The sequence below is a fragment of the Burkholderia sp. KL41 genome (assembly GCF_057005415.2).
The window spans coordinates 2,896,237-2,921,324 of sequence record NZ_CM174446.1; the positions used below are offsets into that span (position 1 = coordinate 2,896,237).

16 protein-coding genes are annotated in these 25,088 nt (G+C 69.1%); 6 read left to right on the forward strand and 10 right to left on the reverse strand.

What is annotated here, in order from left to right:
* Nucleotides 1-27 precede the first annotated feature (27 nt).
* The 3 genes from PQB87_RS13645 to hemC are packed head-to-tail and all read right to left on the reverse strand — an operon-like array spanning nucleotide 28 to nucleotide 4,192.
* Nucleotides 28-1,215: a heme biosynthesis protein HemY gene (locus PQB87_RS13645; RefSeq protein ID WP_059686622.1), complete on the reverse strand. Its 1,188-nt coding sequence runs from the start codon at nucleotides 1,213-1,215 to the stop codon at nucleotides 28-30.
* 2 nt (nucleotides 1,216-1,217) lie between these two features.
* A complete protein-coding gene (gene hemDX / locus PQB87_RS13650) occupies nucleotides 1,218-3,188 on the reverse strand; it encodes a fused uroporphyrinogen-III synthase HemD/membrane protein HemX (protein WP_489242115.1) in 1,971 nt (656 codons plus the stop codon).
* On the reverse strand, nucleotides 3,188-4,192 hold the full coding sequence (hemC, locus tag PQB87_RS13655; RefSeq protein WP_489242117.1) for a hydroxymethylbilane synthase: 1,005 nt from the start codon (nucleotides 4,190-4,192) through the stop codon (nucleotides 3,188-3,190). The genes hemDX and hemC overlap by 1 nt, the downstream gene beginning before the upstream one ends.
* Nucleotides 4,193-4,399: 207 nt before the next feature.
* On the opposite strand from hemC, the gene ppc reads away from it, so the two are divergent.
* Nucleotides 4,400-7,426 (forward strand): phosphoenolpyruvate carboxylase, encoded by a 3,027-nt coding sequence (ppc, locus tag PQB87_RS13660; protein WP_489242119.1) that lies wholly within the window; start codon nucleotides 4,400-4,402, stop codon nucleotides 7,424-7,426.
* A 135-nt stretch (nucleotides 7,427-7,561) separates the two neighbouring features.
* On the opposite strand, the gene PQB87_RS13665 is transcribed toward ppc, so the two are convergent.
* Nucleotides 7,562-8,314, reverse strand: a complete 753-nt coding sequence (locus PQB87_RS13665) for a class I SAM-dependent methyltransferase (RefSeq protein WP_027786741.1) — start codon at nucleotides 8,312-8,314, stop codon at nucleotides 7,562-7,564.
* Nucleotides 8,315-8,532: 218 nt separating this feature from the next.
* On the opposite strand from PQB87_RS13665, the gene PQB87_RS13670 reads away from it, so the two are divergent.
* The 3 genes from PQB87_RS13670 to PQB87_RS13680 all read left to right on the forward strand — a co-directional run bounded on the left by PQB87_RS13670 (nucleotide 8,533) and on the right by PQB87_RS13680 (nucleotide 11,668).
* On the forward strand, nucleotides 8,533-9,342 hold the full coding sequence (locus PQB87_RS13670) for a helix-turn-helix transcriptional regulator (protein WP_059486192.1): 810 nt from the start codon (nucleotides 8,533-8,535) through the stop codon (nucleotides 9,340-9,342).
* A gap of 138 nt (nucleotides 9,343-9,480) precedes the next feature.
* Nucleotides 9,481-10,890, forward strand: a complete 1,410-nt coding sequence (gene argH, locus PQB87_RS13675; protein WP_027786739.1) for an argininosuccinate lyase — start codon at nucleotides 9,481-9,483, stop codon at nucleotides 10,888-10,890.
* Nucleotides 10,891-10,984: 94 nt separating this feature from the next.
* Entirely contained in the window at nucleotides 10,985-11,668 is a 684-nt protein-coding gene (locus PQB87_RS13680; RefSeq protein WP_059618859.1) for an HAD family hydrolase, read from the forward strand.
* An 82-nt stretch (nucleotides 11,669-11,750) separates the two neighbouring features.
* On the opposite strand, the gene PQB87_RS13685 is transcribed toward PQB87_RS13680, so the two are convergent.
* From PQB87_RS13685 to apbC, 5 genes are all read right to left on the reverse strand, one after another.
* The gene (locus PQB87_RS13685) at nucleotides 11,751-12,578 is read right to left on the reverse strand and encodes a lysozyme inhibitor LprI family protein (RefSeq protein ID WP_059590462.1); all 828 of its coding nucleotides are present in this window, start codon (nucleotides 12,576-12,578) and stop codon (nucleotides 11,751-11,753) included.
* The gene (locus PQB87_RS13690; protein ID WP_021163792.1) at nucleotides 12,578-14,857 is read right to left on the reverse strand and encodes an arginine/lysine/ornithine decarboxylase; all 2,280 of its coding nucleotides are present in this window, start codon (nucleotides 14,855-14,857) and stop codon (nucleotides 12,578-12,580) included. Before PQB87_RS13690 ends, PQB87_RS13685 begins: the two co-directional genes overlap by 1 nt.
* Nucleotides 14,858-14,938: 81 nt before the next feature.
* Entirely contained in the window at nucleotides 14,939-15,508 is a 570-nt protein-coding gene (gene dcd, locus PQB87_RS13695; protein ID WP_006398615.1) for a dCTP deaminase, read from the reverse strand.
* A 112-nt stretch (nucleotides 15,509-15,620) separates the two neighbouring features.
* Nucleotides 15,621-16,157 carry a superoxide dismutase [Cu-Zn] gene (gene sodC, locus PQB87_RS13700; protein ID WP_059686616.1) on the reverse strand — a complete coding sequence of 179 codons (537 nt, stop codon included), beginning with the start codon at nucleotides 16,155-16,157 and terminating at the stop codon, nucleotides 15,621-15,623.
* A 133-nt stretch (nucleotides 16,158-16,290) separates the two neighbouring features.
* Nucleotides 16,291-17,382, reverse strand: coding sequence for an iron-sulfur cluster carrier protein ApbC (gene apbC / locus PQB87_RS13705; RefSeq protein WP_301861076.1), 1,092 nt, complete (start codon nucleotides 17,380-17,382; stop codon nucleotides 16,291-16,293).
* A gap of 351 nt (nucleotides 17,383-17,733) precedes the next feature.
* On the opposite strand from apbC, the gene PQB87_RS13710 reads away from it, so the two are divergent.
* Nucleotides 17,734-18,378, forward strand: a complete 645-nt coding sequence (locus PQB87_RS13710; protein WP_021163796.1) for a YiaD family glycine zipper/OmpA-like lipoprotein — start codon at nucleotides 17,734-17,736, stop codon at nucleotides 18,376-18,378.
* Nucleotides 18,379-18,754: 376 nt separating this feature from the next.
* Complete coding sequence (gene metG, locus PQB87_RS13715; protein ID WP_301861074.1) at nucleotides 18,755-20,908, forward strand: methionine--tRNA ligase; 2,154 nt, start codon at nucleotides 18,755-18,757, stop codon at nucleotides 20,906-20,908.
* A gap of 67 nt (nucleotides 20,909-20,975) precedes the next feature.
* Here the strand turns inward: metG and PQB87_RS13720 are convergent, their stop codons facing one another.
* Nucleotides 20,976-25,067, reverse strand: coding sequence for a translocation/assembly module TamB domain-containing protein (locus PQB87_RS13720; RefSeq protein ID WP_489242126.1), 4,092 nt, complete (start codon nucleotides 25,065-25,067; stop codon nucleotides 20,976-20,978).
* Nucleotides 25,068-25,088 lie beyond the last annotated feature (21 nt).

The following is a 25,088-nucleotide window of genomic DNA, read 5'->3' on the forward strand; positions in this document are numbered from 1 at the left end:
CTGCGGCAGGCGGCCACGCCGCCCGCGTCAGACCACGGTGATCGCGAGCGCGCTTTCGCGGTAGTGCTTCGCGGCCTTGTCGGTTTCGCCGAGATGCTCGAACAGGCGCGCGAGCGCACGATGCGCACGCACCTTCAGCGCCTCGTTGTCGGCGAGCTTCAGCGCCGATTCGAGGAACGACTGCGCCTTGCCCCACAGCTGCTGCTGCTGGCACAGGCGGCCGAGCGCGAACAGCAGGTCGGCATCCTCCGGGTGATCCTTCTTCCACCCTTCGGCCTTCTGGATCAACGGCAGCGCATCGGCGCCGGCCGTATCCGGGTAACGGCGCAGCAGGCGCGCATCCCAGTTGTGGGCAAGCGCGTCCTCGACGATGCGACGCGCTTCGTTGCGGCGCTCGAGCGAAACGAGAAGATCGGCCGCGAGATCGGCGAGACGCGGCGACTGGCGCTCGACCGGCGACAGCGACTGCCACACCTCGAGCAGCGCGTCCGGGTCGTGCCGGCGTTCGCGCAGCAGGTTTTCCGCAGCCTGCTGGCGCAGCCGCACGGCCGCGGCCGGATGCAGTGCCTCGCGCTTCTCGAGCGCCTTCGCGAGCTTCAGCACCTCGGCCCAGTTCTTCAACTGCTGCTGCGCGCGCAGCGCAACCTGCTGCGCATGGATACGCTTGCCGCCCGCCTGCAGGTCGGCCAGCGCGGCGAGCGCGCCGTCGGCATCGCGCGCGTCCGCGCGCATGTCGGCCGCGGCGAGCAGCCGTGCGTCCTGCCATTCGGGTGCGTCGACCCTCGACAGCCAGTCGTCGCGACGCGTGTACTCGTGCATCCGGTGCGCGGCAGTCGCCGCGACGAGACTCGCCGCGCCCTGGTTGGCGTCGACCGACAGCGCTTCACGCGCGGCCTTCTCCGCGCGCGAGAAGCGGCCCGCGTACAGGTTCGCGATCGCGTCGCGCAGCGATGCCTGCGCCTTCTCGTTGCGCGAACGCGCGCGATACGCGGCGACCCGCTGCGGCATGCGCCAGATGTTGCGCACGATGCGCAGCAGCGCATACACGACGATGAACAGCACGACGATGGCGATCACGAACAGGTTCAGCGACACGTCGATCCGGTACGGCGGATAGACGAGCAGCACCTGCCCCGCGTCGAAACGGCCGACGGTGGCGAGCGCAGCGGCGATCGCGAACAGGACGGCGAGCCAGACGATTCCTCGAAGCGTCATCGTTACCCCCGGCTCTTGAACTGCTGAACGGCGTTCAGGCTCGTATTCAGGTTCGGCACCGCGACCGTCAGCGATGCGCCGTCAACCTGCTTGAGCAGATCCTCGACGGTCTGCGTGTCCTTCGATGCCTGGTCGAAATACTTCCCGAGCGACGCCTGCGCGGCGTGCAGGTCGGCCTTCATCGCGCCATCGTTGCGCGCGAGCAGCGACAGGCGCGCGGTCAGCAGGCGCAGCTTCACGTTCTCGCGCACGAAGTAGCCCTGGTCGGGCGACGCGAGCATCGCGTCCGCGTTGTCGATCCGGCGCACCTGCACGAGCCCCTTCAGCTGCTGGCCGAGGCCGGCCGAGAAGTCGTGCCACCACACCTTCCAGCGCGGCTCGCCGGCCACGGCCGACGATGCGGCATCGGCCGGCGCGGCCTTCGGCGCTTCGTGCGGGACGATCGCCTCGCCGGACAGCGGCAGCGCGTCGATCTTCGCGATCGCGTCGTCGAGCTTGATCGCGAGGCCCGTGAGGTCGGCCGCCGGTGCGGCCTTCAGCTTCTCGATGTCCAGCGCGAGCGCCTTGCGCACCGTGACGGCCTGCGCGCTCTGCGAGGTGGCGAGGCGCGCGTCGGCATTCTGCAGCGCGATCAGCGCGAGCTGCGTGTTGCCGGTCAGCTGAAGCTGCTGGCTCGCGCTCGACAGCATCTGGTCGACTTCCTCGAGCATCCACGCATCGCGGTTGCGCGACAGGTCCTGGTATTGCTGCTGCAGCGCCTGCTGCGCGCTCTGCGCGTCGGCGAGCTTGCCGTCGAGCTGCGCGAGCTGCGTGTCGACCTGGTGCGTGCTCGCCAGCGCCTGCTCGGTCTTCATCCGCGTTTCGGCCGTCTGTGCGTCGAGCGCCTTCTGGCGCGTGACGAACGTGCCGTCGAGCCGGTCGATCTTGCGGTTCAGCGCGTAGCCGCCGACGCCCGCCGCGCAGCCGAGCACGACGACGACGAACCACAGCACCGCGCTGCCGCCGCGGCGCGCGGGCGGTTCGGACGCCATATAGGCGGGACGGGACGGCGGTGCGGATGCAGCGGCCGGCTGGGAAGCGACGCTTTTGGAATCGTTGGTATCTGTCATGCGTTTAGTCACCGGTGCGGCTGTCGCCGGTTGGACGGCCTCGTCGGCCATCGTTCGAAACGCGCGGACGATGCGCTCATCGCCCGCGCCGGTCAGCGTAATCCTATCAAAACCCAATGCGCGCGCGGTCTGCTCGATTCGCGGATGCGGCGTGACGAGCGGCGCATGCTTCAGCGCGGCGATCTCGGCATCGTTCAGATGCGCCCGCGCGAGTTCGTGCAGGTTGCGCACGCCTTCCGAGCTCGTGACGAGCCACGCATGCGGTTCGCCGTCGAGCAGCGCATGCACGCGCTCCCACGCGCCGACGCGCGGCTCGGGCACGACGCGCCGGTACGCGGCGACGAGCGTGACGTCCGCGCCGGCCTCGCGCAGCCGGTCGGCGAGCCATTCGCGCCCGCCGTCGCCGCGTACGATCAGCACGCGCTTGCCCGCCAGCGCGGGCGCGCCGCCGAATTCGGCCTCGAGGCACGCGAACAGGCTTTCCGAATCGTAATGGGGTACGCCGCCGTCGGCCGGCGCCCGCGGCGCGATCACGCGATGCGCGGGCGCCGCGATGCCGTGACGCTCGAGCGCCGCGACGCTGCCGGGCCCGACCACGCCGACCGGGAGCGCGTTCGGCCAGATCGCGCCGTACTGCGCGAGCGCGCGGTCGATCGCGTTCGGCGACACGAAAATCACCAGCGCGTAATCGGCGAGCGCCGCGAACGCGGCGTCGAGCGGCGCCGGATCGTCGACGGGCGCAATATCGATCAACGGGAATTCGAGCACGTCGCAACCGGCCTCGGCCAGTTGCGACGCGAGCGCGCCGGACTGGCCGTCCGGGCGCGTCAGGACAGCGGTGAACGCGCGCGCGCCGCCCGCCATCAGGCGTCGCCCTTGCCGGCGGCCTGCGAGCCCGCGAGCAGCGCCTGGACGATCTCGAGCGCGCCTTGCGCCTCGAGTTCGTCGGACACGGCCCGGCCGAGCGCGAGCGCATCGGCGACGCTCATGACGGCCCCGCACTCCTCGGCGGTCAGCACGCGCTTGCCGTCGGTCGTCGACACGCGGCCCGTCAGGTACAGCTCGCCCGCGCGCCACACCGCATGCGCGGCGAGCGGCACCTCGCAGCTGCCGCCGAGCGCGCGCGACACCATCCGCTCGGCCTCGACCGCGAGCGCGGTCTGCGGGTCGTGCAGCGGTGCGAGCCACTCGGCGACGTCGTCGCGGTGCGACGCGATCTCGATGCCGAGCGCGCCCTGGCCCGCGGCGGGCGGGCTCGCTTCGACGTCGAGCAGCGCGCGGATCCGCGCTTCCAGGCCGAGGCGCTTCAGGCCGGCGGCCGCCAGGATGATCGCCGCGTAATCGCCGCGATCGAGCTTCGACAGGCGCGTGTCGAGGTTGCCGCGCAGCGGCAGCACGTCCAGGTGCGGGTAGCGCGAGCGCAGCATCGCCTCGCGGCGCAGGCTCGACGTGCCGACCACGGCGCCGGCCGGCAGCGCGTCGAGCGACGCGTAGTCGTTCGACACGAAGGCATCGCGCGGGTCCTCGCGCTCCATGATCGCGGCAAGCGAGAAGCCTTCCGGCAGCGCCATCGGCACGTCCTTCAGCGAATGCACGGCGAGATCGGCGCGGCCGTCGGCCAGCGCGGCCTCCAGTTCCTTCACGAACAGGCCCTTGCCGCCGACCTTCGACAGCGTGCGATCGAGAATCTGGTCGCCGCGCGTCGTCATTCCGAGGATTTTCACGTCACAAGCTGGATATAATTTGCGCAGCGCATCACGCACATGTTCGGCTTGCCACATCGCCAGGCGGCTCTCGCGCGAAGCAATCGTCAACGTCGCGGGCGGCTGTGCCTGTTGCGGCCCGGCCGCAGGAGTCTCGGAATTCATTGCTGGAACATCGAAGGACGGGATTGAAGATCGAACAATGGTAGCACGCACGCCCCCGCCCGCCCGGGCCCGGAGCCTGCGTCCGGCCTGCCGCCGGGCGGGTCGCGGCGCCGATGTGCGGATGTGCCGCACGTAGCTGGTTGCTTGACCGCAGTTTCGCAGTTTCCGCAGTTCCTTTTGACTCGAGCTTTCCCAAGGAAACCCATCGTGAAGTCTTCCGGATCGGCGCGTACGGCGCGCCGCAATGCTGCCCTGTCCTCCTCCGACGCCTCGACGGACACCGTCGCCACCGCCGCGAACGGCCGTGCGAAAACGGCAACGAAACCGAAAGACCCGATACGTCAGACAAAACGCACGGCGAAGGCCGCCGGCCCGGCCGCCCGCACCGCGACCCGCACGGCCGGTGCGACGAAGGCCGGCACCCGCACGCGCGACGACAAGGACGGCCCGCTGTTCGACGACATCCGCTTTCTCGGCCGCCTGCTCGGCGACGTCGTGCGCGAGCAGGAAGGCGACACCGTGTTCGACGTCGTCGAGACGATCCGTCAGACCGCCGTCAAGTTCCGCCGCGAGGACGACAGCGAAGCCGCGCAGACGCTCGAGAAGAAGCTGCGCAAGCTGACGCCGGAGCAGACGGTGAGCGTCGTGCGCGCATTCAGCTATTTCTCGCACCTCGCGAACATCGCGGAAGACCGCCACCACAACCGCCGCCGCCGCATCCACGCGCTGGCCGGCTCCGCGTCGCAGCCCGGCACGGTCGCGTACGCACTCGAGCAACTGAAAACGACCGGCAATGCGTCGAAGCGACTGCTGCAGCGCTTCTTCGACGATGCGCTGATCGTGCCGGTGCTGACCGCGCACCCGACCGAAGTGCAGCGCAAGAGCATCCTCGACGCACAGCACGACATCGCGCGCCTGCTCGCCGAGCGCGACCAGGAGCTGACCAGCCGCGAGCGCCAGTACAACGAATCGATGCTGCGCGCACGCGTCACCACGCTGTGGCAGACGCGCATGCTGCGCGACGCGCGCCTGACGGTCGGCGACGAAATCGAGAACGCGCTGTCGTACTACCGCGCGACGTTCCTCGACGAACTGCCGGCGCTGTACGGCGACATCGAGGCCGCGCTCGCCGAGCACGGCCTGTCCGCGCGCGTACCCGCGTTCTTCCAGATGGGCAGCTGGATCGGCGGCGACCGCGACGGCAACCCGAACGTGACCGCGTCGACGCTCGACGAAGCGATCAACCGCCAGGCCGCGGTGATCCTCGAGCACTATCTGGAACAGGTGCACAAGCTCGGCGCCGAACTGTCCGTGTCGAACCTGCTCGTCGGCGCGAACGACGCCGTGAAGGCGCTCGCGGCCGCGTCGCCCGACCAGTCGCCGCACCGCGTCGACGAGCCGTATCGTCGCGCGCTGATCGGCATCTACACGCGGCTCGCCGCAAGCGCGCGCGTGCGTCTCGGCGAAGGCACGGTGCCCGTGCGCAGCGCGGGCCGCGGCGCGCCGCCCGTGCGCGCGATCCCGTATGCGGATTCCGAAGCGTTCGTCGCCGACCTGAAGGTGCTGACCGCGTCGCTCGACGAACACCACGGCACGTCGCTCGCCGCGCCGCGCCTCGCGCCGCTCGTGCGCGCGGCCGAAGTGTTCGGCTTCCATCTCGCGAGCATCGACCTGCGCCAGAGCTCCGACATCCACGAAGCCGTGGTCGCCGAGCTGTTCGCGCGCGCGGGCGTCGAGGCCGACTACGCGGCGCTCGCCGAGGAAGACAAGCTGCGCGTGCTGCTCGCCGCGCTCGCCGATCCGCGTCCGCTGCGCTCGCCGTACCTCGAATACTCCGCGCTCGCCCAGAGCGAACTCGGCGTGTTCGAGAAGGCGCGCGACGTGCGCGCCCAATTCGGCGCGCGCGCGGTGCGCAACTACATCATTTCGCATACGGAAACCGTCAGCGACCTCGTCGAGGTGCTGCTGCTCCAGAAGGAAACGGGCCTGCTCGAAGGCGCGCTCGGCATGCCCGGCGGCAACGCGCGCAACAGCCTGATGGTGATCCCGCTGTTCGAGACGATTCCCGACCTGCGCGACGCCGCGCGCATCATGCGCGAATACTTCGCACTGCCGGGCATCGACGCGCTGGTCGCGCACCAGGGCGCCGAGCAGGAAGTGATGCTCGGCTATTCGGACAGCAACAAGGACGGCGGCTTCCTCACGTCCAACTGGGAGCTGTATCGCGCGGAACTCGCGCTCGTCGACCTGTTCCGCGACCGCAAGATCACGCTGCGCCTGTTCCACGGCCGCGGCGGCACGGTCGGCCGCGGCGGCGGCCCGACCTACCAGGCGATCCTGTCGCAGCCGCCGGGCACCGTGAACGGGCAGATCCGCCTGACCGAACAGGGCGAGGTGATCGCAAGCAAGTTCGCGAACCCGGAGATCGGCCGCCGGAACCTCGAGACGGTCGTCGCCGCGACGCTCGAGGCGACGCTCCTGCCGCAGAACAACGCGCCCGCGCAGCTGCCGGCGTTCGAGGCCGCGATGCAGACGCTGTCCGATTCGGCGATGGCCGCGTACCGCGCGCTCGTCTACGAAACCCCGGGCTTCACCGACTATTTCTTCTCGTCGACGCCGATCACCGAGATCGCCGAGCTGAACATCGGCAGCCGCCCGGCCTCGCGCAAGCTGCAGGATCCGAAGCAGCGCAAGATCGAGGACCTGCGCGCGATTCCGTGGGGCTTCTCGTGGGGCCAGTGCCGGCTGCTGCTGACGGGCTGGTACGGCTTCGGCAGCGCGGTGAGCGCATATCTCGACGGCGCGCAGGATGAAGCCGAGCGCACGAAGCGCGTCGCGCTGCTGAAGAAGATGAACAAGACCTGGCCGTTCTTCTCGAACCTGATGTCGAACATGGACATGGTGCTGGCGAAGACCGACCTCGCGGTCGCGTCGCGCTACGCGCAGCTCGTCTCCGACCGCAAGCTGCGCAAGCACGTGTTCGAGCGGATCGTCGCGGAATGGGAGCGCACGTCGCAGGCGCTGGCGGAAATCACCGGGCACGAAGGCCGCCTCGCGACCAACCCGCTGCTCGCACGCTCGATCAAGAACCGTTTCCCGTATCTCGATCCGCTGAACCACCTGCAGGTCGAGCTGATCAAGCGCCACCGCGCGGGCGACACGAACGCGCGGCTGCGCCGCGGGATTCACCTGACGATCAACGGGATCGCGGCCGGCCTGCGCAACACGGGCTGATCCGCATGCGGCGCGGCGCGATGCCGCGCCGGCCGGCGACGTGAAAGCCGCGATACCCACCGTCTGCACGGTGGCGTATCGCGGCTTTTTTCATGCTCGCGGGCGTCGACGAAACCGCGCCGGCGCACCGCACGCTCAGTGCGCGTCGATCAGCAGCGCGTCGTGCTCGAACGATCCGTCGGGCTGCACCGCGTAATAGCCGCGCACCTCGTCGGGCGCATGCGCCCACAGCGCACGAATGCCGGTCACGCTGTCGGCCGGCGTGCGGATGCGCGCAACCCACGTATCGAAATCGATCGGCAGCCGCCAGCGGCTGTGCACGTGCGCGTCGAAGCCGGCATCGCGGAACATCGCGAGCCATTCGTCCGCGCGGTAGTCGCGCACGTGCGACGCGTCGCGCAGCACTTCCGCAGCCTGCAGGTACGTATCGAGGAGCGGATGGTCGTTGCCGGCGATGTCGATCATCAGCACGCGGCCGCCCGGCTTCAGCACGCGGCGCACTTCGGCGAGCGCCGCGCGCATGTCGTGCCAGTGGTGCGCGCTCATCCGGCTCACGACCCAGTCGAACGTCGCCGTCTCGAACGGCAGTTTCTCGGCCGGGCCCTGCTGCGTACGGATGTTCGCGAGCCCGCGCTCGCGCGCCGCGGCGTCGACGGTCGCGAGCATCTGCGCGGCGAGATCGTAGGCAACCACGTCGCGCACGTGCGGCGCGACCGCGAAGCTCGCATGGCCGGCGCCGCAGCCGAGATCGAGCACCGCGGCATCGGGCGTCGCACGCACCGCGTCGGCGAGCGTCTGCAGGTCGGCGCCCGTCGCGTGGACCGTGCTCGTCAGGTAGGCGGCGGCCGTCGTGCCGAATGCGTCGGCGACCTGGTCGTGGTGTTTCATCGTTCTCTCCTTTCTCTTGCGCAATCGGCCGGCGTGGATGCGTCAGTGCGCTTTCCGGCCCCATGCAACACGTTTTGTGGGACGCCCGCTCCCCTGGCAGCGCGCGAGCCGCTACAATAGGCCTGCGCTTGTACCAGTACAAGTTAAGCAGTTATTCTGGTATTCGATACACCTGTCTGATCATTGCCGCATCCCCGCTTCCACTTCGCCGTTTCCGCATGAACCAGCCGTCCTCCGTCCCCGTCCCGCCGCTCGACGCCACGCCCGCCCGTGCGCTCGGCGAATTCATCCGCGCCCACCGCGAGCGGCTGTCGCCGCAGGCCGTCGGCCTGCCGCCCGGCCCGCGCCGCCGCACGCCGGGGCTGCGGCGCGAGGAAGTCGCGCAGCTCTGCGGCGTCAGCCCCACCTGGTACACGTGGATCGAACAGGGCCGCCCCGTGTCCGCGTCGGCCGACGCACTCGCGCGGATCGCCGTCGCGCTGCAACTGTCGAAGGCCGAGCGCGCGTACCTGTTCGAGCTGGCCGCGCAGCGCGACCCGGCCGAGCCCGACGTCGCGGGCGGCGACCTGCCGCCGACGCTCGCCGCGACCGTCGCGGCCATCGCGACGCCCGCCTACGTGCTCGACCGGCAATGGAACGCACTCGCGTGGAACGCACCGGCCGCCGCGCTCTTTTCCGGCTGGCTCGACGGCGAGCACGACCGCAACCTGCTGCGCTTCACCTTCATGTCGCCGGCCGCGCGCACGCTGATCGTCGACTGGGAAACCCGCGCGCGGCGGCTCGCGGCCGAATTCCGCGCCGATTCGATCCGGCACCTGACCGACGCGCCCACGCGTGCGCTGATCGACGCACTGACCGCCGGCAGCGATGCCTTCGCGCAGTACTGGGCATCGCAGGACGTGTTCGAACGCGAAGGCGGCCTGCGCGAATTCGACCATCCGGCCGACGGCCGCCTCGTGTACCAGCAGATCACGCTGAAGCCCGCGCACCGCGAAGACCTGAAGCTGGTCGTGCTCGTGCGCGACTGAACGGGCCGGCCCGCGCGGGCCACGGCCGGCGGGCCGCCGCGAACGGCTGCGCGCCACGGCGGGCAGGCCCGCGAATGTTAGAATCGCGGGATTCCCTCGGCGGCGCACGCCGCCCAACATCCCCTTCGAAGAATCGCCATGACGTCCCAACTGCACAAAAAGGGCGAGGCCTGGTCGGCCCGCTTCTCGGAACCGATGTCGGAGCTGGTCAAGCGCTACACGTCGTCGGTGTTTTTCGACAAGCGCCTCGCGCTCGTCGACATCGCCGGCTCGCTCGCGCACGCGAACATGCTCGCCGCGCAGAAGATCATCAGCGCCGACGACCTGGCCGCGATCGAACGCGGGATGGCGCAGATCAAGGGAGAAATCGAGCGCGGCGAATTCGAATGGCAGCTCGACCTGGAAGACGTCCACCTGAACATCGAGGCGCGCCTGACCGCGCTGATCGGCGATGCCGGCAAGCGCCTGCACACGGGCCGCTCGCGCAACGACCAGGTCGCCACCGACATCCGCCTGTGGCTGCGCGGCGAGATCGACCGCATCGGCGGCCTGCTGAACGACCTGCGCGGCGCGCTGCTCGACCTCGCGGAACAGAACGCCGACACGATCATGCCGGGCTTCACGCACCTGCAGGTCGCACAGCCGGTCACGTTCGGCCACCACCTGCTCGCATACGTCGAGATGTTCTCGCGCGACGCGGAGCGCATGCGCGACTGCCGCACCCGCGTGAACCGCCTGCCGCTCGGCGCGGCCGCGCTCGCCGGCACCAGCTACCCGATCGACCGCCATGCAGTGGCGAAGACGCTCGGCTTCGACGGCATCTGCGCGAACTCGCTCGACGCGGTGTCGGATCGCGACTTCGCGATCGAATTTACGGCGGCGTCCGCGCTCGTGATGACGCACGTGTCGCGCTTCTCCGAAGAACTCGTGCTGTGGATGAGCCCGCGCGTCGGCTTCATCGACATCGCCGACCGCTTCTGCACCGGCAGCTCGATCATGCCGCAGAAGAAGAACCCGGACGTGCCCGAGCTCGCGCGCGGCAAGACGGGCCGCGTGAACGGCCACCTGATGGCGCTGCTGACGCTGATGAAAGGCCAGCCGCTCGCGTACAACAAGGACAACCAGGAAGACAAGGAACCGCTGTTCGACACGGTCGACACCGTCGCCGACACGCTGCGGATCTTCGCCGAGATGGTGGCCGGCATCACCGTGAAGCCGGACGCGATGCGCGCGGCCGCCCTGCAGGGCTTCTCGACCGCCACCGACCTCGCCGACTACCTGGTGAAGCGCGGCCTGCCGTTCCGCGATGCGCACGAAGCCGTCGCGCACGCCGTGAAGATCTGCGACGACCGTGGCATCGACCTGGCCGACCTGACGCTCGACGAGATGAAGCAGGAACTGCCGAACGTCGCGCACCTGATCGGCGAAGACGTGTTCGGCTACCTGACGCTCGAAGGTTCGGTCGCCAGCCGCAATCACCCTGGCGGCACCGCGCCCGACCAGGTGCGTGCGGCGGTCAAGGCAGCCCGCGCCGCGCTCGGCCGGTAAGCCCGCTGTTCCGGACGGACGCCATCGGCGTCCGTTTTTCATTCGGGCGGCCGTCGCGCCGCCCATCGCCTTCCCCGCTTCCCGAATGCCGCCGATGACCTTTTCCGCCGCGCTCTTCGACATGGACGGCCTGCTCGTCGATTCCGAGCGGACCATCATGAACACGTGGATCGACGTGTCGAATGCGCACGGCGTCACGCTGACCACCGCCGACTACCTGCAGATCGTCGGCCGCTCGTTCGCCGAAGGCCAGGTGATCCTGGCGCGGCTGATCGGCAACCCCGACACGTTCGACGCGGTGCGCACCCGCGTGCGCGAGCAGCTCGCGGCGCCCGAACCGCATCCGAAGTTTCCGCTGAAGCCCGGCGCGTTCGCGCTGCTCGACACGCTCGCGCAAGCCGGCATTCCGTGCGCGGTCGCGTCGTCGTCCGCGAGCGAGGTGATCCGCGCGCGGCTCGACGCGGTCGGCGTGCTGCCGTTCTTCCGCGCGATCGCGGGCGGCGACGAAGTCGCACGCGGCAAGCCCGACCCGGCCGTCTACCGGCTCGCGGCCGAACGCCTCGGCGTGCCGGCACACGCATGCGTCGCGTTCGAGGACAGCGATTTCGGTGCGCAGTCGGCCGCCGGCGCGGGCGCCGCGGTCGTCACCGTGCCCGACCTGAAGGCGCCGACGCCCGAGATCATCGCGCTGAGCCTGCATGTGCTCGCGTCGCTCGACGATGCGCTCGCGCTCGTGCCGTCGTGGTTCGGCGGGCACGATACGCGACGGCCCGCGTAGATCGCGTGCCACCCCGATGCAAAACGGGCACCCGAGGTGCCCGTTTTGCCATCTCGCCGAACAACCGGCATCGCGGTTGCGCTTACTTGTTGCCGGCCGTCTCCGACAGCCGTTTCATCGTCGCGATGCGCGCGCCGATCAGGTCGACGCGGCCGTCCTCGCCGACGAGCGGCGCCGTCGCATCGCGGAACCCGACCCACGCGCGCTGCGCGCGTACGAGCGTCGCGGCCGAATGCGCGGGCATCTTGCGGCGCAGCTTCTGGTAATAGCGGTTCAGGTCGAACAGCGCGTGCTCGCACGCGGCGTCCTGTTCGCACGGGCGCACCCGGCGCACGGCCGGATCGCGCGGCGCGTTCGCCGGCTTGCCGTTCGGCCGGGCCCCACCCTGGGCCGCGCTCGTGCCGCCCTGCGCGCCGCTCGTGGCCGCCACCGGCACGGCGGCGGGCGGCGGTGCATAGCGATCGGCCGCGCCGCGCAGCGCCAGCGCGCGATCGCGCACGGGCTGCAGCTGCAGGTCGGCACTCGACATCGCATACGACGTGCCGCGCGTGGTGTCGTACACCGCCTTCAGCAGATGCACTTCATCCTTGCGCCACGTGAGCCAGCGGCGCTGGCTGTCCTGCCAGCCGCGCTTCGCGTCGGCCGGCGCATCCTTCAACAGGCGCTGGTATGCGCCGTCCATCACGGCCTGCCACTGCTGCTGCGCTTCGCCCATGCACTGGATCTGGCCGGCCGGCGAAGACCGGTCGCGCCGCGCGAGGCATTGCCGCATCGCGACGTCGATCGGGTCGGCCGCCGCGACTTCGGCGTGCGCGACACCCATGCCCGCCAGCCCCGACACGCCTGCCGCCCAGACGACGAGCGCGGCCACCGCCGCACGCATCGCCTGGATTCGTCCGTGCGTCGCCATCAGTCGCGCACGCAGTCGACGAAGTACTCGACGCGGCCGTTCACCTCTTCCGCGACGAGGCCGTGGATGTCGGTGTGGAAGCCCGGGAAGCGTTCGTTGAAGTCGCGCGCGAACCGCAGGTAGTTCACGATCGTCTTGTTGAAGCGCTCGCCCGGAATCAGCAGCGGAATGCCCGGCGGGTACGGCGTGAGCAGGATGCTCGTCACGCGGCCTTCGAGCTCGTCGAGCGGCACGCGGTCGATCTTGCGGTGCGCGAGCTTCGCGAACGCGTCCGACGGCTTCATCGCCGGTTCCATGTCCGACAGGTACATCTCGGTCGTCAGGCGGGCGATGTCGTTCGCGCGGTACACGTCGTGGATCTGCGTGCACAGGTCGCGCAGGCCGACGCGCTCGTAGCGCGGATGCTGCGCGACGAATTCCGGCAGCACGCGCCACAGCGGCTGGTTGTTGTCGTAGTCGTCCTTGAACTGCTGCAGCTCGGTCACCATCGAGTTCCAGCGACCCTTCGTGATGCCGATCGTGAACATGATGAAGAACGAGTACAGGCCGGTCTTCTCGACGATGATCCCGTGCTCGGCCAGGTACTTCGTGACGATCGCGGCGGGGATGCCCGTCTCGCCGAACTCGCCGTCGACGTCGAGCCCCGGCGTGATGATCGTCGCCTTGATCGGGTCGAGCATGTTGAAGCCTTCCGCCAGCGGGCCGAAGCCGTGCCAGTGGTCGTTCGGCTTCAGCATCCAGTCGTCGCGCGAGCCGATGCCTTCTGCCGACAGCTCGTCCGGGCCCCACACGCTGAAGAACCAGTCGTCGCCGTATTCGGCGTCGACCTTGCGCATCGCGCGGCGGAAATCGATCGCCTCGGCGATCGATTCCTCGACGAGCGCGGTGCCGCCCGGCGGCTCCATCATCGCGGCCGCGACGTCGCACGACGCGATGATCGCGTACTGCGGGCTCGTCGACGTGTGCATCAGGTACGCCTCGTTGAAGCGGTGCTTGTCGAACGTGCGGTTCTCCGAATCCTGCACGACGATCTGCGACGCCTGCGAGATGCCCGCGAGCAGCTTGTGCGTCGAGTGCGTCGCGAACACGAGCGCGCCCGTGCGCGGACGACCGTCGCCGATCGCGTGCATGTCGCGGTAGAAATCGTGGAACGTCGCGTGCGGCAGCCACGCTTCGTCGAAGTGCAGCGTGTCGAGCAGGTCGCCGAGCAGGTCCTTGATCATCTCGACGTTGTAGACGACGCCGTCGTACGTGCTCTGCGTGATCGTCAGGATGCGCGGCTTCATGTCCGGGTTCTGGCGCATCGCCTCGCGCGCGAACGGGTTCGCCTCGATCTTCTTGCGGATGTTCTCCGGCTTGAACTCGTCGCGCGGGATCGGCCCGATGATGCCGAAGTGGTTGCGCGTCGGCGTCAGGAACACCGGAATCGCGCCCGTCATCGTGATCGCGTGCAGGATCGACTTGTGGCAGTTGCGGTCGACCAGCACGATGTCGCCGGGCGCGACCGTCGCGTGCCAGACGATCTTGTTCGACGTCGACGTGCCGTTCGTCACGAAGAACAGGTGGTCCGCGCTGAAGATGCGCGCCGCATTGCGCTCGGACGCCGCGACCGGGCCCGTGTGGTCGAGCAGCTGGCCGAGTTCGTCCACCGCGTTGCAGACGTCGGCGCGCAGCATGTTCTCGCCGAAGAACTGGTGGAACATCTGGCCGAGCGGGTTCTTCAGGAACGCGACGCCGCCCGAGTGGCCCGGGCAGTGCCACGAGTACGAGCCTTCGTCCGCGTACTTCACCAGTTCCTTGAAGAACGGCGGCGCGAGCGAGTCGAGATAGACCTTCGCCTCGCGGATGATGTGGCGCGCGACGAACTCCGGCGTGTCCTCGAACATGTGGATGAAGCCGTGCAGCTCGCGCAGGATGTCGTTCGGCAGGTGGCGCGACGTGCGCGTCTCGCCGTACAGGAAGATCGGGATGTCCGCGTTGCGGCGGCGTACTTCAGTGACGAACGCGCGCAGCTCGATGATCGCGGTCGCGAGTTCGGGCAGTTCGCCGTCCGGGCCGGTTTCGCCGAGCATGAGTTCGTCGTCGTCGATCGACAGGATGAAGCACGACGCGCGGCTCGACTGCTGCGCGAACGACGTCAGATCGCCGTAGCTCGTGAGGCCGAGGACTTCGACGCCCTCCTTCTCGATCGCTTCGGCCAACGCCCGGATGCCGGAGCCCGAGATGTTCTCGGAGCGGAAATCTTCGTCGATGATGACGACGGGGAAACGAAACTTCATGGGCGATTCTCCAAAAAGAACGACCGCGGCGCGTCACGCGCAGCGGTCACCCGGAAACTGGTGAGACGTTATGCAACCAGATCAGGTTTTCGGCAGCGTGACACCGCGCTGCCCCTGATACTTGCCGCCGCGATCCGCGTACGACACGTCGCACACTTCGTCGCTTTCGAAGAAGAGCACCTGCGCGACGCCTTCGTTCGCGTAGATCTTCGCGGGCAACGGCGTGGTGTTCGAGAATTCCAGCGTGACGTAGCCTTCCCACTCGGGTTCGAACGGCGTCACGTTGACGATGATCCCGCAGCGCGCATAGGTCGACTTGCCGAGGCAGACGGTGAGCACGGTGCGCGGGATGCGGAAATATTCGACGGTGCGGGCCAGCGCGAACGAGTTCGGCGGGATGATGCACACGTCGCCCTTGAAATCGACAAACGAACCCTCGTCGAAGTTCTTCGGATCGACGATCGTCGAGTTGATGTTCGTGAAGATCTTGAATTCGTCCGCGCAGCGGATGTCGTAGCCGTAGCTCGACGTGCCGTAGCTGACGATCCGGCGGCCGTCCTCGGACGCGCGGACCTGATCGGGCACGAACGGCTCGATCATCTTGTGCTCTTCGGCCATGCGCCGAATCCATTTGTCGGACTTGATACTCATATCGGGGCGCCTGGAAACGCTGCGTGACGGTCAGGGAGGGCCGCTCGCGCGAGACGGCGGCCGGGAAAGGCGGACATTTTACGCGATCATCGGCGCGCGCACGCGGCGGCCGTCAACGGATCACGCCGCAGGCGAGCGCGGGCCCCGCGCCATGCTGCGGAAACGCGGGATCGCTCGGGTCGCGGTGCACCAGCGCCGCGCGGTTCATCGCCGAGCGCACGCCATCGAGGGCCAGATCGGGCGCGACGATGAAGCCGGCCGCGACGCCGTTCGCGTCCGCATGGATGTTGCCGAGATCGCCGGCGACGCGGGCGCCCGCGCGCAACCGGTCGGCGGCCGGCGCGAACACCTGGCCGGCGCTCGAGCCGTCGCCCGCGTTGCAGTCGCCGCGTTCGTGCACCTGTAGCGCGTGATCGCTGTTGGGCGGAAGGCCGGCCAGGTTGTACGTGACCTGAACGCCGTCCGGACGCTCGACGAACGTCACCGCGCCGCGCGCCTGCGAGCCGACCGTCGGCTGCAGTTGTGCGTCGGCCCGTTTTTCGTGCGACGAGGAAAAGGAAGTGCAGCCGGCCAGCAGGCCCAGCGCGGCGGCGGCCAGCAGCGCGTACCGCACGCGGCCGGCACGCACGCCGTGATGTCGTTGTTTCATTCGATCCTCATGCCGGCTGGCGGCCGTTTGACACGACGGCCGCGCCGGGCGGGTAAAGGGACCCGGGAAAAGTCGCCATGATACCGCGCCTCGCGGCGCCGTAAACAGCGTGAGGCCCCGCCCCGCAAGGGTTTTACGTATTTTGAACAACGATCGACGGGAACTTCGACGTCATGTCGCGCGAACGCTCGGCAATCGCCAGTGCGACGCCGCGCGCGATGTCGCGGTAACGACGGGCCAGCGCGCCTTCGGGATCGGCCGCGACCGTCGGCGTGCCGCTGTCGGCCCGCTCGCGGATCGCGATGTCGAGCGGCAGGCTGCCGAGCACGTTCACGTCGTAATCCTTCGCCATCCGCTCGGCCCCGCCAGCGCCGAAGATGTGTTCTTCGTGGCCGCAGTTCGAACAGATGTGGATGCTCATGTTCTCGACGATGCCGAGGATCGGAATCCCGACCTTCTCGAACATCTTCAGGCCCTTCTTCGCGTCGAGCAGCGCGATGTCCTGCGGCGTCGTGACGATCACCGCGCCCGTGACGGGCACGCGCTGCGCGAGCGTGAGCTGGATGTCGCCCGTGCCGGGCGGCATGTCGACGATCAGGTAGTCGAGCTCGCGCCAGTTGGTCTGGCGCAGCAGCTGCTCGAGCGCGGAGGTCGCCATCGGGCCGCGCCATACCATCGGGTTGTCTTCCTCGATCAGGAAGCCGATCGAGTTCGCCTGCAGCCCGTGGCCGACGAGCGGGTTCATCGACTGGTTGTCGGGCGACTCGGGGCGCTGGCCGTGGATGCCGAGCATCGTCGGCAGCGACGGCCCGTAGATGTCGGCGTCGAGGATGCCGACCGACGCGCCTTCGGCGGCGAGCGCGAGCGCGAGGTTGACGGCCGTCGTGCTCTTGCCGACGCCGCCCTTGCCCGATGCGACCGCCACGATGTTCTTCACGTTCGGCAGCAGTTTCACGCCGCGCTGCACCGTGTGCGCGACGATCTCCTGCGACACGGCGATGCGCGCGTCGCGCACGCCGGGCACGGCCTGGAGCGCCGCGGTGACGCGTGCGCGCACGTCGTCGTGCTGGCTGCGCGCGGGATAACCGAGCACTACGTCGAGCGCCACGACGTCGCCGTCGATCGCGACGTTGCGCACGCCCTTGTTCGCCGCATACGGACGGTCGGTATTGGGGTCGACGACAGCCGCCAAAGCGGCGTCGACTTGTGCCCGGTCAATGCTCATCGAAACTCCGTGAAAACGTTTTTCTCGCGCGCAAACGTCAAAAAATATCAAATTACGCTGCGAAAATCGGGAAAAGTGAAAGAATCTGTTGCACGCCATTGCGCGAACGCGCGACCCGGCGCAATCTTCGCCTGCGGCATGCTATGGGGCCAAATCGGCCACCAACCGCCTATATTGTAGAGGCTGACGCGTCGCCCTGCCCGAACAGCCACGCTGACGGACAGGGCATGCGGCCACCTCGGCGGCTGCCGCTGGCGCAGGCCTGCCCTCCTTTTTCGGGCGGCCCGCGCGTGGAGCCGTAACTGTTGTTGTCGTCGTTGTCGACTCGTTCAACCAAGAGAGGAATCCAAGATGAACATGAAAATCGCGACCCGTCTGTCCGTCTTCGCATTGGCCGGCGCACTGCTGGCAGGCTGCGCCACGCAGCAAGGCAACAATACGGCCGTCGGTACCGGCACGGGTGCGGCGCTGGGCGCAGGCATCGGCGCGCTGGCGGGCGGCGGCAAGGGCGCGGCGATCGGCGCGGGCGTCGGCGCACTGGTCGGCGGCGTGACGGGTTACAACTGGCAGGCGATCAAGAACAAGCTCGCGCCGTCGGCAGCCAAGACGGGTACGCAGGTGACCGAGCAGCCGGACGGCTCGCTGAAGCTGAACGTGCCGAGCTCGGTGACGTTCGCGACGAACCAGTACGCGATCACGCCGGCCTTCACGCCGCTGCTGAACGACCTGGCGACGACGCTGAACCAGAACCCGCAAGTGACGGCATCGATCGTCGGCTACACGGACAGCACGGGTTCGCAGCAGCTGAACCAGACGCTGTCGCAGAACCGTGCGCAGAGCGTCGTCAACGCGCTCGTGCAGCGCGGCGTCGCCGGCGGCCGCCTGTCGGCACAGGGCATGGGCCCGTCGAACCCGATCGCGGACAACGCGACGGAAGCCGGCCGCGCACAGAACCGCCGCGTCGAAATCTACCTGCGCGCAGCACAGGCGCAGTAAGCGCACGACGAGGGGAAGGCGCGGGCCCGCCGCCCGCACAGCCCCGCCGGACAAGACTTCCGGCGGAGCCGGTAACAAATCGAAAAAATTTTCGAACTTCTGTCGCAGGCCGTGGTCAGTATTTACGGTACGCGGCTGGTGTTGCCGGCGCGTCACCATTCTCCTCTTGTCGTTGTTGCTCCGGGGCCGTATCCGCCCCGGTTTTTTTTGCCCGCGGAATTCGTGCTGCGCCGCAGCACGCTGTCACCGGGCACGCCGCTTGCGCGGCCCCGCCCGTTCCGGCGCCCGGTCAGCGGCGCCCTGCCCGCGTCGCTGGCGCGCGCCCCTGCTAGAATCGCAGTTTCCCGTCGTTTTCCGCCGTTCCTCTACAGACCCTATGTCCGCATCCGACCTCACTTCCGTGCAGGCTGCGGCGCCGCAAGGTGACCGCCAGATCCTCGTTACGTCCGCACTGCCCTATGCCAACGGGCAGATCCACATCGGCCACCTGGTCGAGTACATCCAGACCGACATCTGGGTGCGGACGCTGCGAATGCATGGCCATGAGGTCTACTACATCGGCGCCGACGACACGCACGGCACGCCGATCATGCTGCGTGCGGAGAAGGAAGGCCTGACCCCGAAGCAGCTGATCGACCGCGTGTGGACCGAGCACAAGCGCGACTTCGACAGCTTCGGCGTGTCGTTCGACAATTTCTACTCGACCGATTCGGACGAGAACCGCGTGCTGAGCGAGAAGATCTACGTCGCGCTGCAGGAAGCCGGTTTCATCGCCGAGCGCGAGATCGAGCAGGCGTACGATCCCGTCAAGGAAATGTTCCTGCCCGACCGCTTCATCAAGGGCGAGTGTCCGAAGTGCCACGCGAAGGACCAGTACGGCGACAACTGCGAAGTGTGCGGCTCGACCTACCTGCCGACCGAACTGCTGAACCCGTATTCGGTCGTGTCGGGCGCGACGCCGGTACGCAAGACGTCGAAGCACTACTTCTTCCGCCTGTCCGATCCGCGCTGCGAAACGTTCCTGCGCGAATGGGTGAGCGGCCTCGCGCAGCCCGAAGCGACCAACAAGATGCGCGAATGGCTCGGCGACGCCGGCGAGGCCAAGCTCGCCGACTGGGACATCTCGCGTGACGCGCCGTACTTCGGCTTCGAGATCCCGGGCGCGCCCGGCAAGTATTTCTACGTGTGGCTCGACGCACCGGTCGGCTACTACGCGAGCTTCAAGAACCTGTGCGACCGCAACGGCGTCGACTTCGACGCGTGGATCCGCCCGGGCTCGACCACCGAGCAGTATCACTTCATCGGCAAGGACATCCTGTACTTCCACACGCTGTTCTGGCCCGCGATGCTCGAGTTCTCGGGCCACCGCACGCCGACCAACGTGTTCGCGCACGGCTTCCTGACGGTCGACGGCGCGAAGATGTCGAAGTCGCGCGGCACGTTCATCACCGCGCAGAGCTACATCGACACGGGCCTGAACCCCGAATGGCTGCGCTACTACTTCGCCGCGAAGCTGAACGCGACGATGGAAGACATCGACCTGAACCTCGACGATTTCCAGGCGCGCGTGAACAGCGATCTCGTCGGCAAGTACGTGAACATCGCAAGCCGCGCGGCAGGCTTCCTGATCAAGCGCTTCGACGGCCGCGTGCAGGACAGCGCGATGAACCATCCGCTCGTCGTGAAGCTGCGCGATGCGATTCCGGGGATCGCCGCGCACTACGAAGCACGCGAGTACGGCCGCGCGCTGCGCCACACGATGGAGCTCGCGGACGAAGTGAACGCGTACGTCGACGGCGCCAAACCGTGGGATCTCGCGAAGGATCCGGCCAACGCGGTCGCGCTGCACGAAACCTGCAGCGTGAGCCTCGAGTCCTTCCGCCTGCTGTCGCTCGCGCTGAAGCCGGTGATGCCGCGCGTGGCCGAGGCCGTCGAGTCGTTCTTCGGGATCGCGCCGCTCGCATGGGCCGATGCCGCGAAGCCGCTGTCGTCGGAACAGCCGATCAAGGCGTACCAGCACCTGATGACGCGCGTCGACCCGAAGCAGATCGAGGCACTGCTCGCCGCGAACCGCGATTCGCTGCAGGCCGAGGCCACCGGCGCGGCCGCCGCGAGCGCGAACGCCGCCAAGGAGGAGAAGAACGCCAAGGCGAACGCGAAGCCGGCCGCCGTGAACGGCGCCGACGATGCCCCCATCTCGATCGACGATTTCGCGAAGATCGACCTGCGCATCGCGAAGATCGTCGCGTGCCAGGCCGTCGAGGGTTCGGACAAGCTGCTGCAGCTCACGCTCGACGTCGGCGAGGAAAAGACCCGCAACGTGTTCTCGGGCATCAAGTCCGCGTACCAGCCCGAGCAGCTCGTGGGCAAGCTGACGGTGATGGTCGCGAACCTCGCGCCGCGCAAGATGAAGTTCGGCCTGTCCGAAGGGATGGTGCTCGCCGCGTCGGCCACCGACGAGAAGGCGGAACCGGGCCTCTACATCCTCGAGCCGCACAGCGGCGCGAAGCCCGGCATGCGCGTGAAGTAAGCCGAACGCGCTGCCGCTGGCGCGAAACAAAGCCCCGCACGATTCGTTTCGTGCGGGGCTTTTTCATTCACGGCTGCTCGGCACGCCGCGCCCGCGCCGCGTCGCTGCCGAACCACCGGTCGAAACGCCGCGTGTAGTTCAGGTCGACGCCCTGGAACGTGCCGCCGTACGCGGACACGGACCAGAAGCGCGTCAGGTTGATCGTCGCCTTGAACGCGTTGCTCGCCGATTGCAGCCCCTGCTCGAAGCCGAGCACGAACCGCTCGTTGATCGCCTTCGACACCAGCACGACCTGCGGGTCGGTCAGGCCCACTTCGCTGCGGCCGACCGAGACCTCGTCGAGACCGAAGGTCTGCGCGACGCGCTTGCCGGTCACGCTGCCGAGCAGCCCGAGCGCCGCCGTCATCGTGCCCTGCTGGCCGACGTTGTTGCCCTGGTCGGTGCCGTGCCCGAACAGCAGCCACGACAGCTTTTCGTTGTCCGTGACGTTCGGTTCCGACACCAGCTTGACCGTCAGCGACTGGATCGTGCCCGTGACCTGCACGCCGGCCTCGACTTCCTGGTTGCGCCGCATCGCGAGGATGTTGACGCCCGGGTTCGACACGGGGCCGTTGAACGTGAAGAAGCCGTTCTCGATCGCGAGCTTGCGGCCGAACGACGTGTACGTCGACCCTTCGGTCACGCGCACGTTGCCGACCGCGCGCAGCGGCACGCCCGGCGCGCTCATCACGGTGATCGTGCCGCGCAGCCCGAGATCCGCGCCGTGCCCCTTGAAGCGGAAGTTGTTGCCGAGGCCGATGTCGATGTTCGCGCGCGGCGCGAGCGACGGCGCCGGCTTGTCCGCGGCCGGCTTCGGCTTGGCGACGGCGGTGCCGGTCGGCGTCTCGCCGCGCACCGTGCCGTCGGGTTGCACGATCACCACGTCGTCCGACAGGTGCGGCGCCGACTCCTCGGGCAGGTCGAACAACGCTCGATCGACGACGAACTTGCCGTCGATCGACAACGCGCCGCGCGGCCCGTCGTTCGCGACCGTCGCCTTGCCCGACAGCGACAGCTTCCGGTCCGGCGCCGCGAACAGCTCGAGCTTGTCCGCGACGATGCTCGCGGTCAGGTCGGGCGCCTCGCCGTCGAGACGCACGCGGCCAAGTGCGCGCAGCGTGCCGTCGCCGCCGTGGAACTCGACCTGCTGGAATTCGACGAGGTTTTCCGACAGCTTGATGCGCACGATGCCGTCCTTCAGCTGCACGCCCTGGTCGACGAGCGTCGCGGACAGGTCGTCGCCCGTCAGCGTCCCCGACAGGTTCGGCTTCACCGGCGTGCCCGCGACGGTCAGCTTCAGCGCCGCGCGCCCGCCGAGCAGGTAGCTTGGCCCGAACAGGTTGCCGGTCGTCTTCAGCGCCGGGACGTCGACGTCGATGCGGCCCGACAGCGGGCCGTCGTCGACCACGCCGAACATGCCGTCGCGCAGCGCGAACGGCACGGTGACGTTCGCATCGAGCGTGCCGATCCGGTTCGCCTTCGCGAGCGCCGTCACGTTGAGCCGGTTGCCGGGCGTGAAGTTCGCGCGTGCGGACAGGTCGGTCAGCCCCAGCGACGCGATGCCGCGCCCGCTCTCGATCGTCACGTCGCCGCCGCGCCGCTTCACCTGCACATGGCCGGTCGAGTTCGCGCCGAGCGAGAAATCCCAGTCGGCGTCGAGCACGACGTCGGTTCGCACCGGCGGCCGCTGGCCCGTCAGCTCCTGGCGGACCTCGAGGAAACGCGCGACCGACACGCCGCTCACGGAGCCCGCCGAGCGCATCTGGCCGTGATCGAACACGAACGACTTCAGGTCGATCGCCGCGCCCTCGAGCGTGAGCCGCGTCGCGCCGAGCGTCACGCGGCCGGCACCGGCCGATACGGTCAGCGGCGCCTGCAGCGCGACGGCCGGCGTGCCGCGGTTCGCGAGCCGCGTCACGGTACCGTCCCAGCGCATCCCGTCGCGGCTCTCGACCACGCCGCCGTTCGCCGCGAGCGCCATGTCGATCACGCGGCCGCCGGCCGTCCCGAGCGCCGACGCGTCGAACGTGTGCTTCGCGCGCGTGCCGTCGAGGTTCGCGCGCAGCGATTTCAGCTTCAGCGAGCCGAGCGCGAGGTCGGTCGCGTCGGCCGTGAACACGAGGGCGCCGTGCGCGCCGTCGCGGATGTCCGCGCGGCCCTGCGCGGCACCGATCCGGTTCGAGCCGACGACGACGTGCTCGGCCTTGTAGGTGGCCGTCACGTTCGGGTGCGCGAAGCTGCCGGTCAGGTCGCCCTGCGCCTGCACGAGCCCTTCCACGCCGAAGCCGAGCCGGTCGAGCTGCGGCGCGTCGACGACGAAGCGCAGCCGGTCGCCGGGTGCCCCGAAGCTGCCGCGCAGGTCGACATGATTGCCCGCGATCGACAGGTTCGCGTTGCTCGGCAGGATCCGCGAGCCGGCGAGCTGCACGACGCCGGCGCCGGTCAGCGGCACGCCGTCGTACAGGCTGTCGCCGAGCTTGAAGGTCGCCTTCGTCGACACCTGCGGCGCGAACGCGCCCGACGCCGTCAGCGTGCCCGACACGCGCGTCTCGCCGCGCCTCGGTGGCGCCTTCGCGACCTTGACAGGTGCCTTGCCGCTGCCGGCCTTCGGCGCGCTCTGCGCGGCGAGCAGCAGCGGATCGAATCCGGTCAGCGTCGCCTTCGCGTCGTAGCTCGAATGCGCATCGTGGCGGAACACGCCCGTCAGGTCGATGCGGCCCTTGCCCGCCGTCACGCGCGCGTCGGTCAGCACGGTCTGCTGCGACGTCAGCGCAACCTTCGCGCGTGCGCCGAGCGCGAGCTTCGGATCGTTCAGGTTGAAGTCGACGGTCGTCACGTCGCCCGCGAGCGTCACGTCGAGCGGGCCGCCCAGGCGCATCGGCCGCAGCTCGGCGACGAAGGCGTTCAGGTCGAGGTTCGCGACCTTCAGGTCGAAGCGGCCCTTGCCGCCCGTCAGCGTGCCGTTGCCCGTCACGCTGCCGTCGCGGATCAGCTTCAGCGCGAGCGCGTCGATCCGCTGCGCGTGCGCGTCGAGATGCACGTTCGCGTGCGCGTCGATCACCGGCAACAGGTGATCGCCGAGCGTGCCGGGCTTCGCGTTGACGATCGACACCGGGCCCGTCACCGCGAACCCCTTTGCGGGTGCCGAGCCGGCCGGCGCCGTCACGGGTGCGAGTTCCGCGCGCACCGCGAGATCGGCGGCCGGCGCGCCGGGCGCGAGCGCCTGCGGGTTCACGTGATCGAACGCGAGCGACGCGCGCGTGAGCGGCACCGCGCCGAACGGTGCGGCCTCGACGTGCGCGCGCCCGTTCAGCTTCATCCCGCTCGCGTCGACTTCGGCGACGAGCGCCTCGAGCGAGCCCGACACGCGAGCGCGCGCATCGACCGGCTCGTCGGACAGCTTGCCTGAGTAAGTGGCCTCCCCCGTCAGCGCAAACGGCTTCACGCCGTCGAGTTTCGCGCGCGCGGTCAGCGCACCGTATGGCGTATCGACGCCGTCGAGCACGAGTTCATGGTGACGGCCGTCGCTGCGGCCGTTCAGCGCGAGATGGTCGAGCTGCGTCGTCGAGCCGCCGTCGTGGATCGCCAGGCGATCGACGCGCAGGTCGTCGATCCGCAACTGCAGCGGCAGGCTCAGGTCCTGCGGCGTCGTACTCGGCGTCGACGGCCCCGGCGGGATCCGCACGTCGATCGTGCCGGCGCGAAGATACGCGATGGACAGACGCCACGGCGCGCGGGTCAATGCCCAGCGGCCGTCGAGCCGGTCGATGCGGATTTCGGTACCGGTGCCGTCGGGGCTCGTCCAGGCGAACCCGCGCAACCGCACGCCGGTCGCGAGCGAGCCGCCGTCGAGCGTGCCCGCGAGCCGCGCGCCGAGCACGCGCTCCGCCACCTGCCACGCGAGCCGCGTGCCGTGCTCGGTCGTCACCGCGGCCAGCACGAGCCCGACGGCCAGCACGACGAGCAGCACGACCGGCGCGAGTGTCCATGCGACGAACCGCCCGATGCGCGCGACGGCCCCGCGGCGCGGCGCGCGCGGCGGCGCGCCGGGCGCGCCGTCGGGCGTGTCCGGATCGCCAGGCGGCGGCGTGTCGTTCGTATCGTTCGGGTCCTTCGTCATGCGGTTCGTCGATGAAGCGGT

Excerpts from the sequence above, each read along its gene's own strand:
- PQB87_RS13645 (WP_059686622.1), bottom strand. The coding sequence starts at position 1,215 with ATGACGCTTCGAGGAATCGTCTGGCTCGCCGTCCTGTTCGCGATCGCC.
- hemDX (WP_489242115.1), bottom strand. The coding sequence starts at position 3,188 with ATGGCGGGCGGCGCGCGCGCGTTCACCGCTGTCCTGACGCGCCCGGAC.
- hemC (WP_489242117.1), bottom strand. The coding sequence starts at position 4,192 with ATGAATTCCGAGACTCCTGCGGCCGGGCCGCAACAGGCACAGCCGCCC.
- PQB87_RS13665 (WP_027786741.1), bottom strand. The coding sequence starts at position 8,314 with ATGAAACACCACGACCAGGTCGCCGACGCATTCGGCACGACGGCCGCC.
- PQB87_RS13670 (WP_059486192.1), top strand. The coding sequence starts at position 8,533 with ATGAACCAGCCGTCCTCCGTCCCCGTCCCGCCGCTCGACGCCACGCCC.
- argH (WP_027786739.1), top strand. The coding sequence starts at position 9,481 with ATGACGTCCCAACTGCACAAAAAGGGCGAGGCCTGGTCGGCCCGCTTC.
- PQB87_RS13680 (WP_059618859.1), top strand. The coding sequence starts at position 10,985 with ATGACCTTTTCCGCCGCGCTCTTCGACATGGACGGCCTGCTCGTCGAT.
- PQB87_RS13685 (WP_059590462.1), bottom strand. The coding sequence starts at position 12,578 with ATGGCGACGCACGGACGAATCCAGGCGATGCGTGCGGCGGTGGCCGCG.
- PQB87_RS13690 (WP_021163792.1), bottom strand. The coding sequence starts at position 14,857 with ATGAAGTTTCGTTTCCCCGTCGTCATCATCGACGAAGATTTCCGCTCC.
- dcd (WP_006398615.1), bottom strand. The coding sequence starts at position 15,508 with ATGAGTATCAAGTCCGACAAATGGATTCGGCGCATGGCCGAAGAGCAC.
- sodC (WP_059686616.1), bottom strand. The coding sequence starts at position 16,157 with ATGAAACAACGACATCACGGCGTGCGTGCCGGCCGCGTGCGGTACGCG.
- apbC (WP_301861076.1), bottom strand. The coding sequence starts at position 17,382 with ATGAGCATTGACCGGGCACAAGTCGACGCCGCTTTGGCGGCTGTCGTC.
- PQB87_RS13710 (WP_021163796.1), top strand. The coding sequence starts at position 17,734 with ATGAACATGAAAATCGCGACCCGTCTGTCCGTCTTCGCATTGGCCGGC.
- metG (WP_301861074.1), top strand. The coding sequence starts at position 18,755 with ATGTCCGCATCCGACCTCACTTCCGTGCAGGCTGCGGCGCCGCAAGGT.
- PQB87_RS13720 (WP_489242126.1), bottom strand. The coding sequence starts at position 25,067 with ATGACGAAGGACCCGAACGATACGAACGACACGCCGCCGCCTGGCGAT.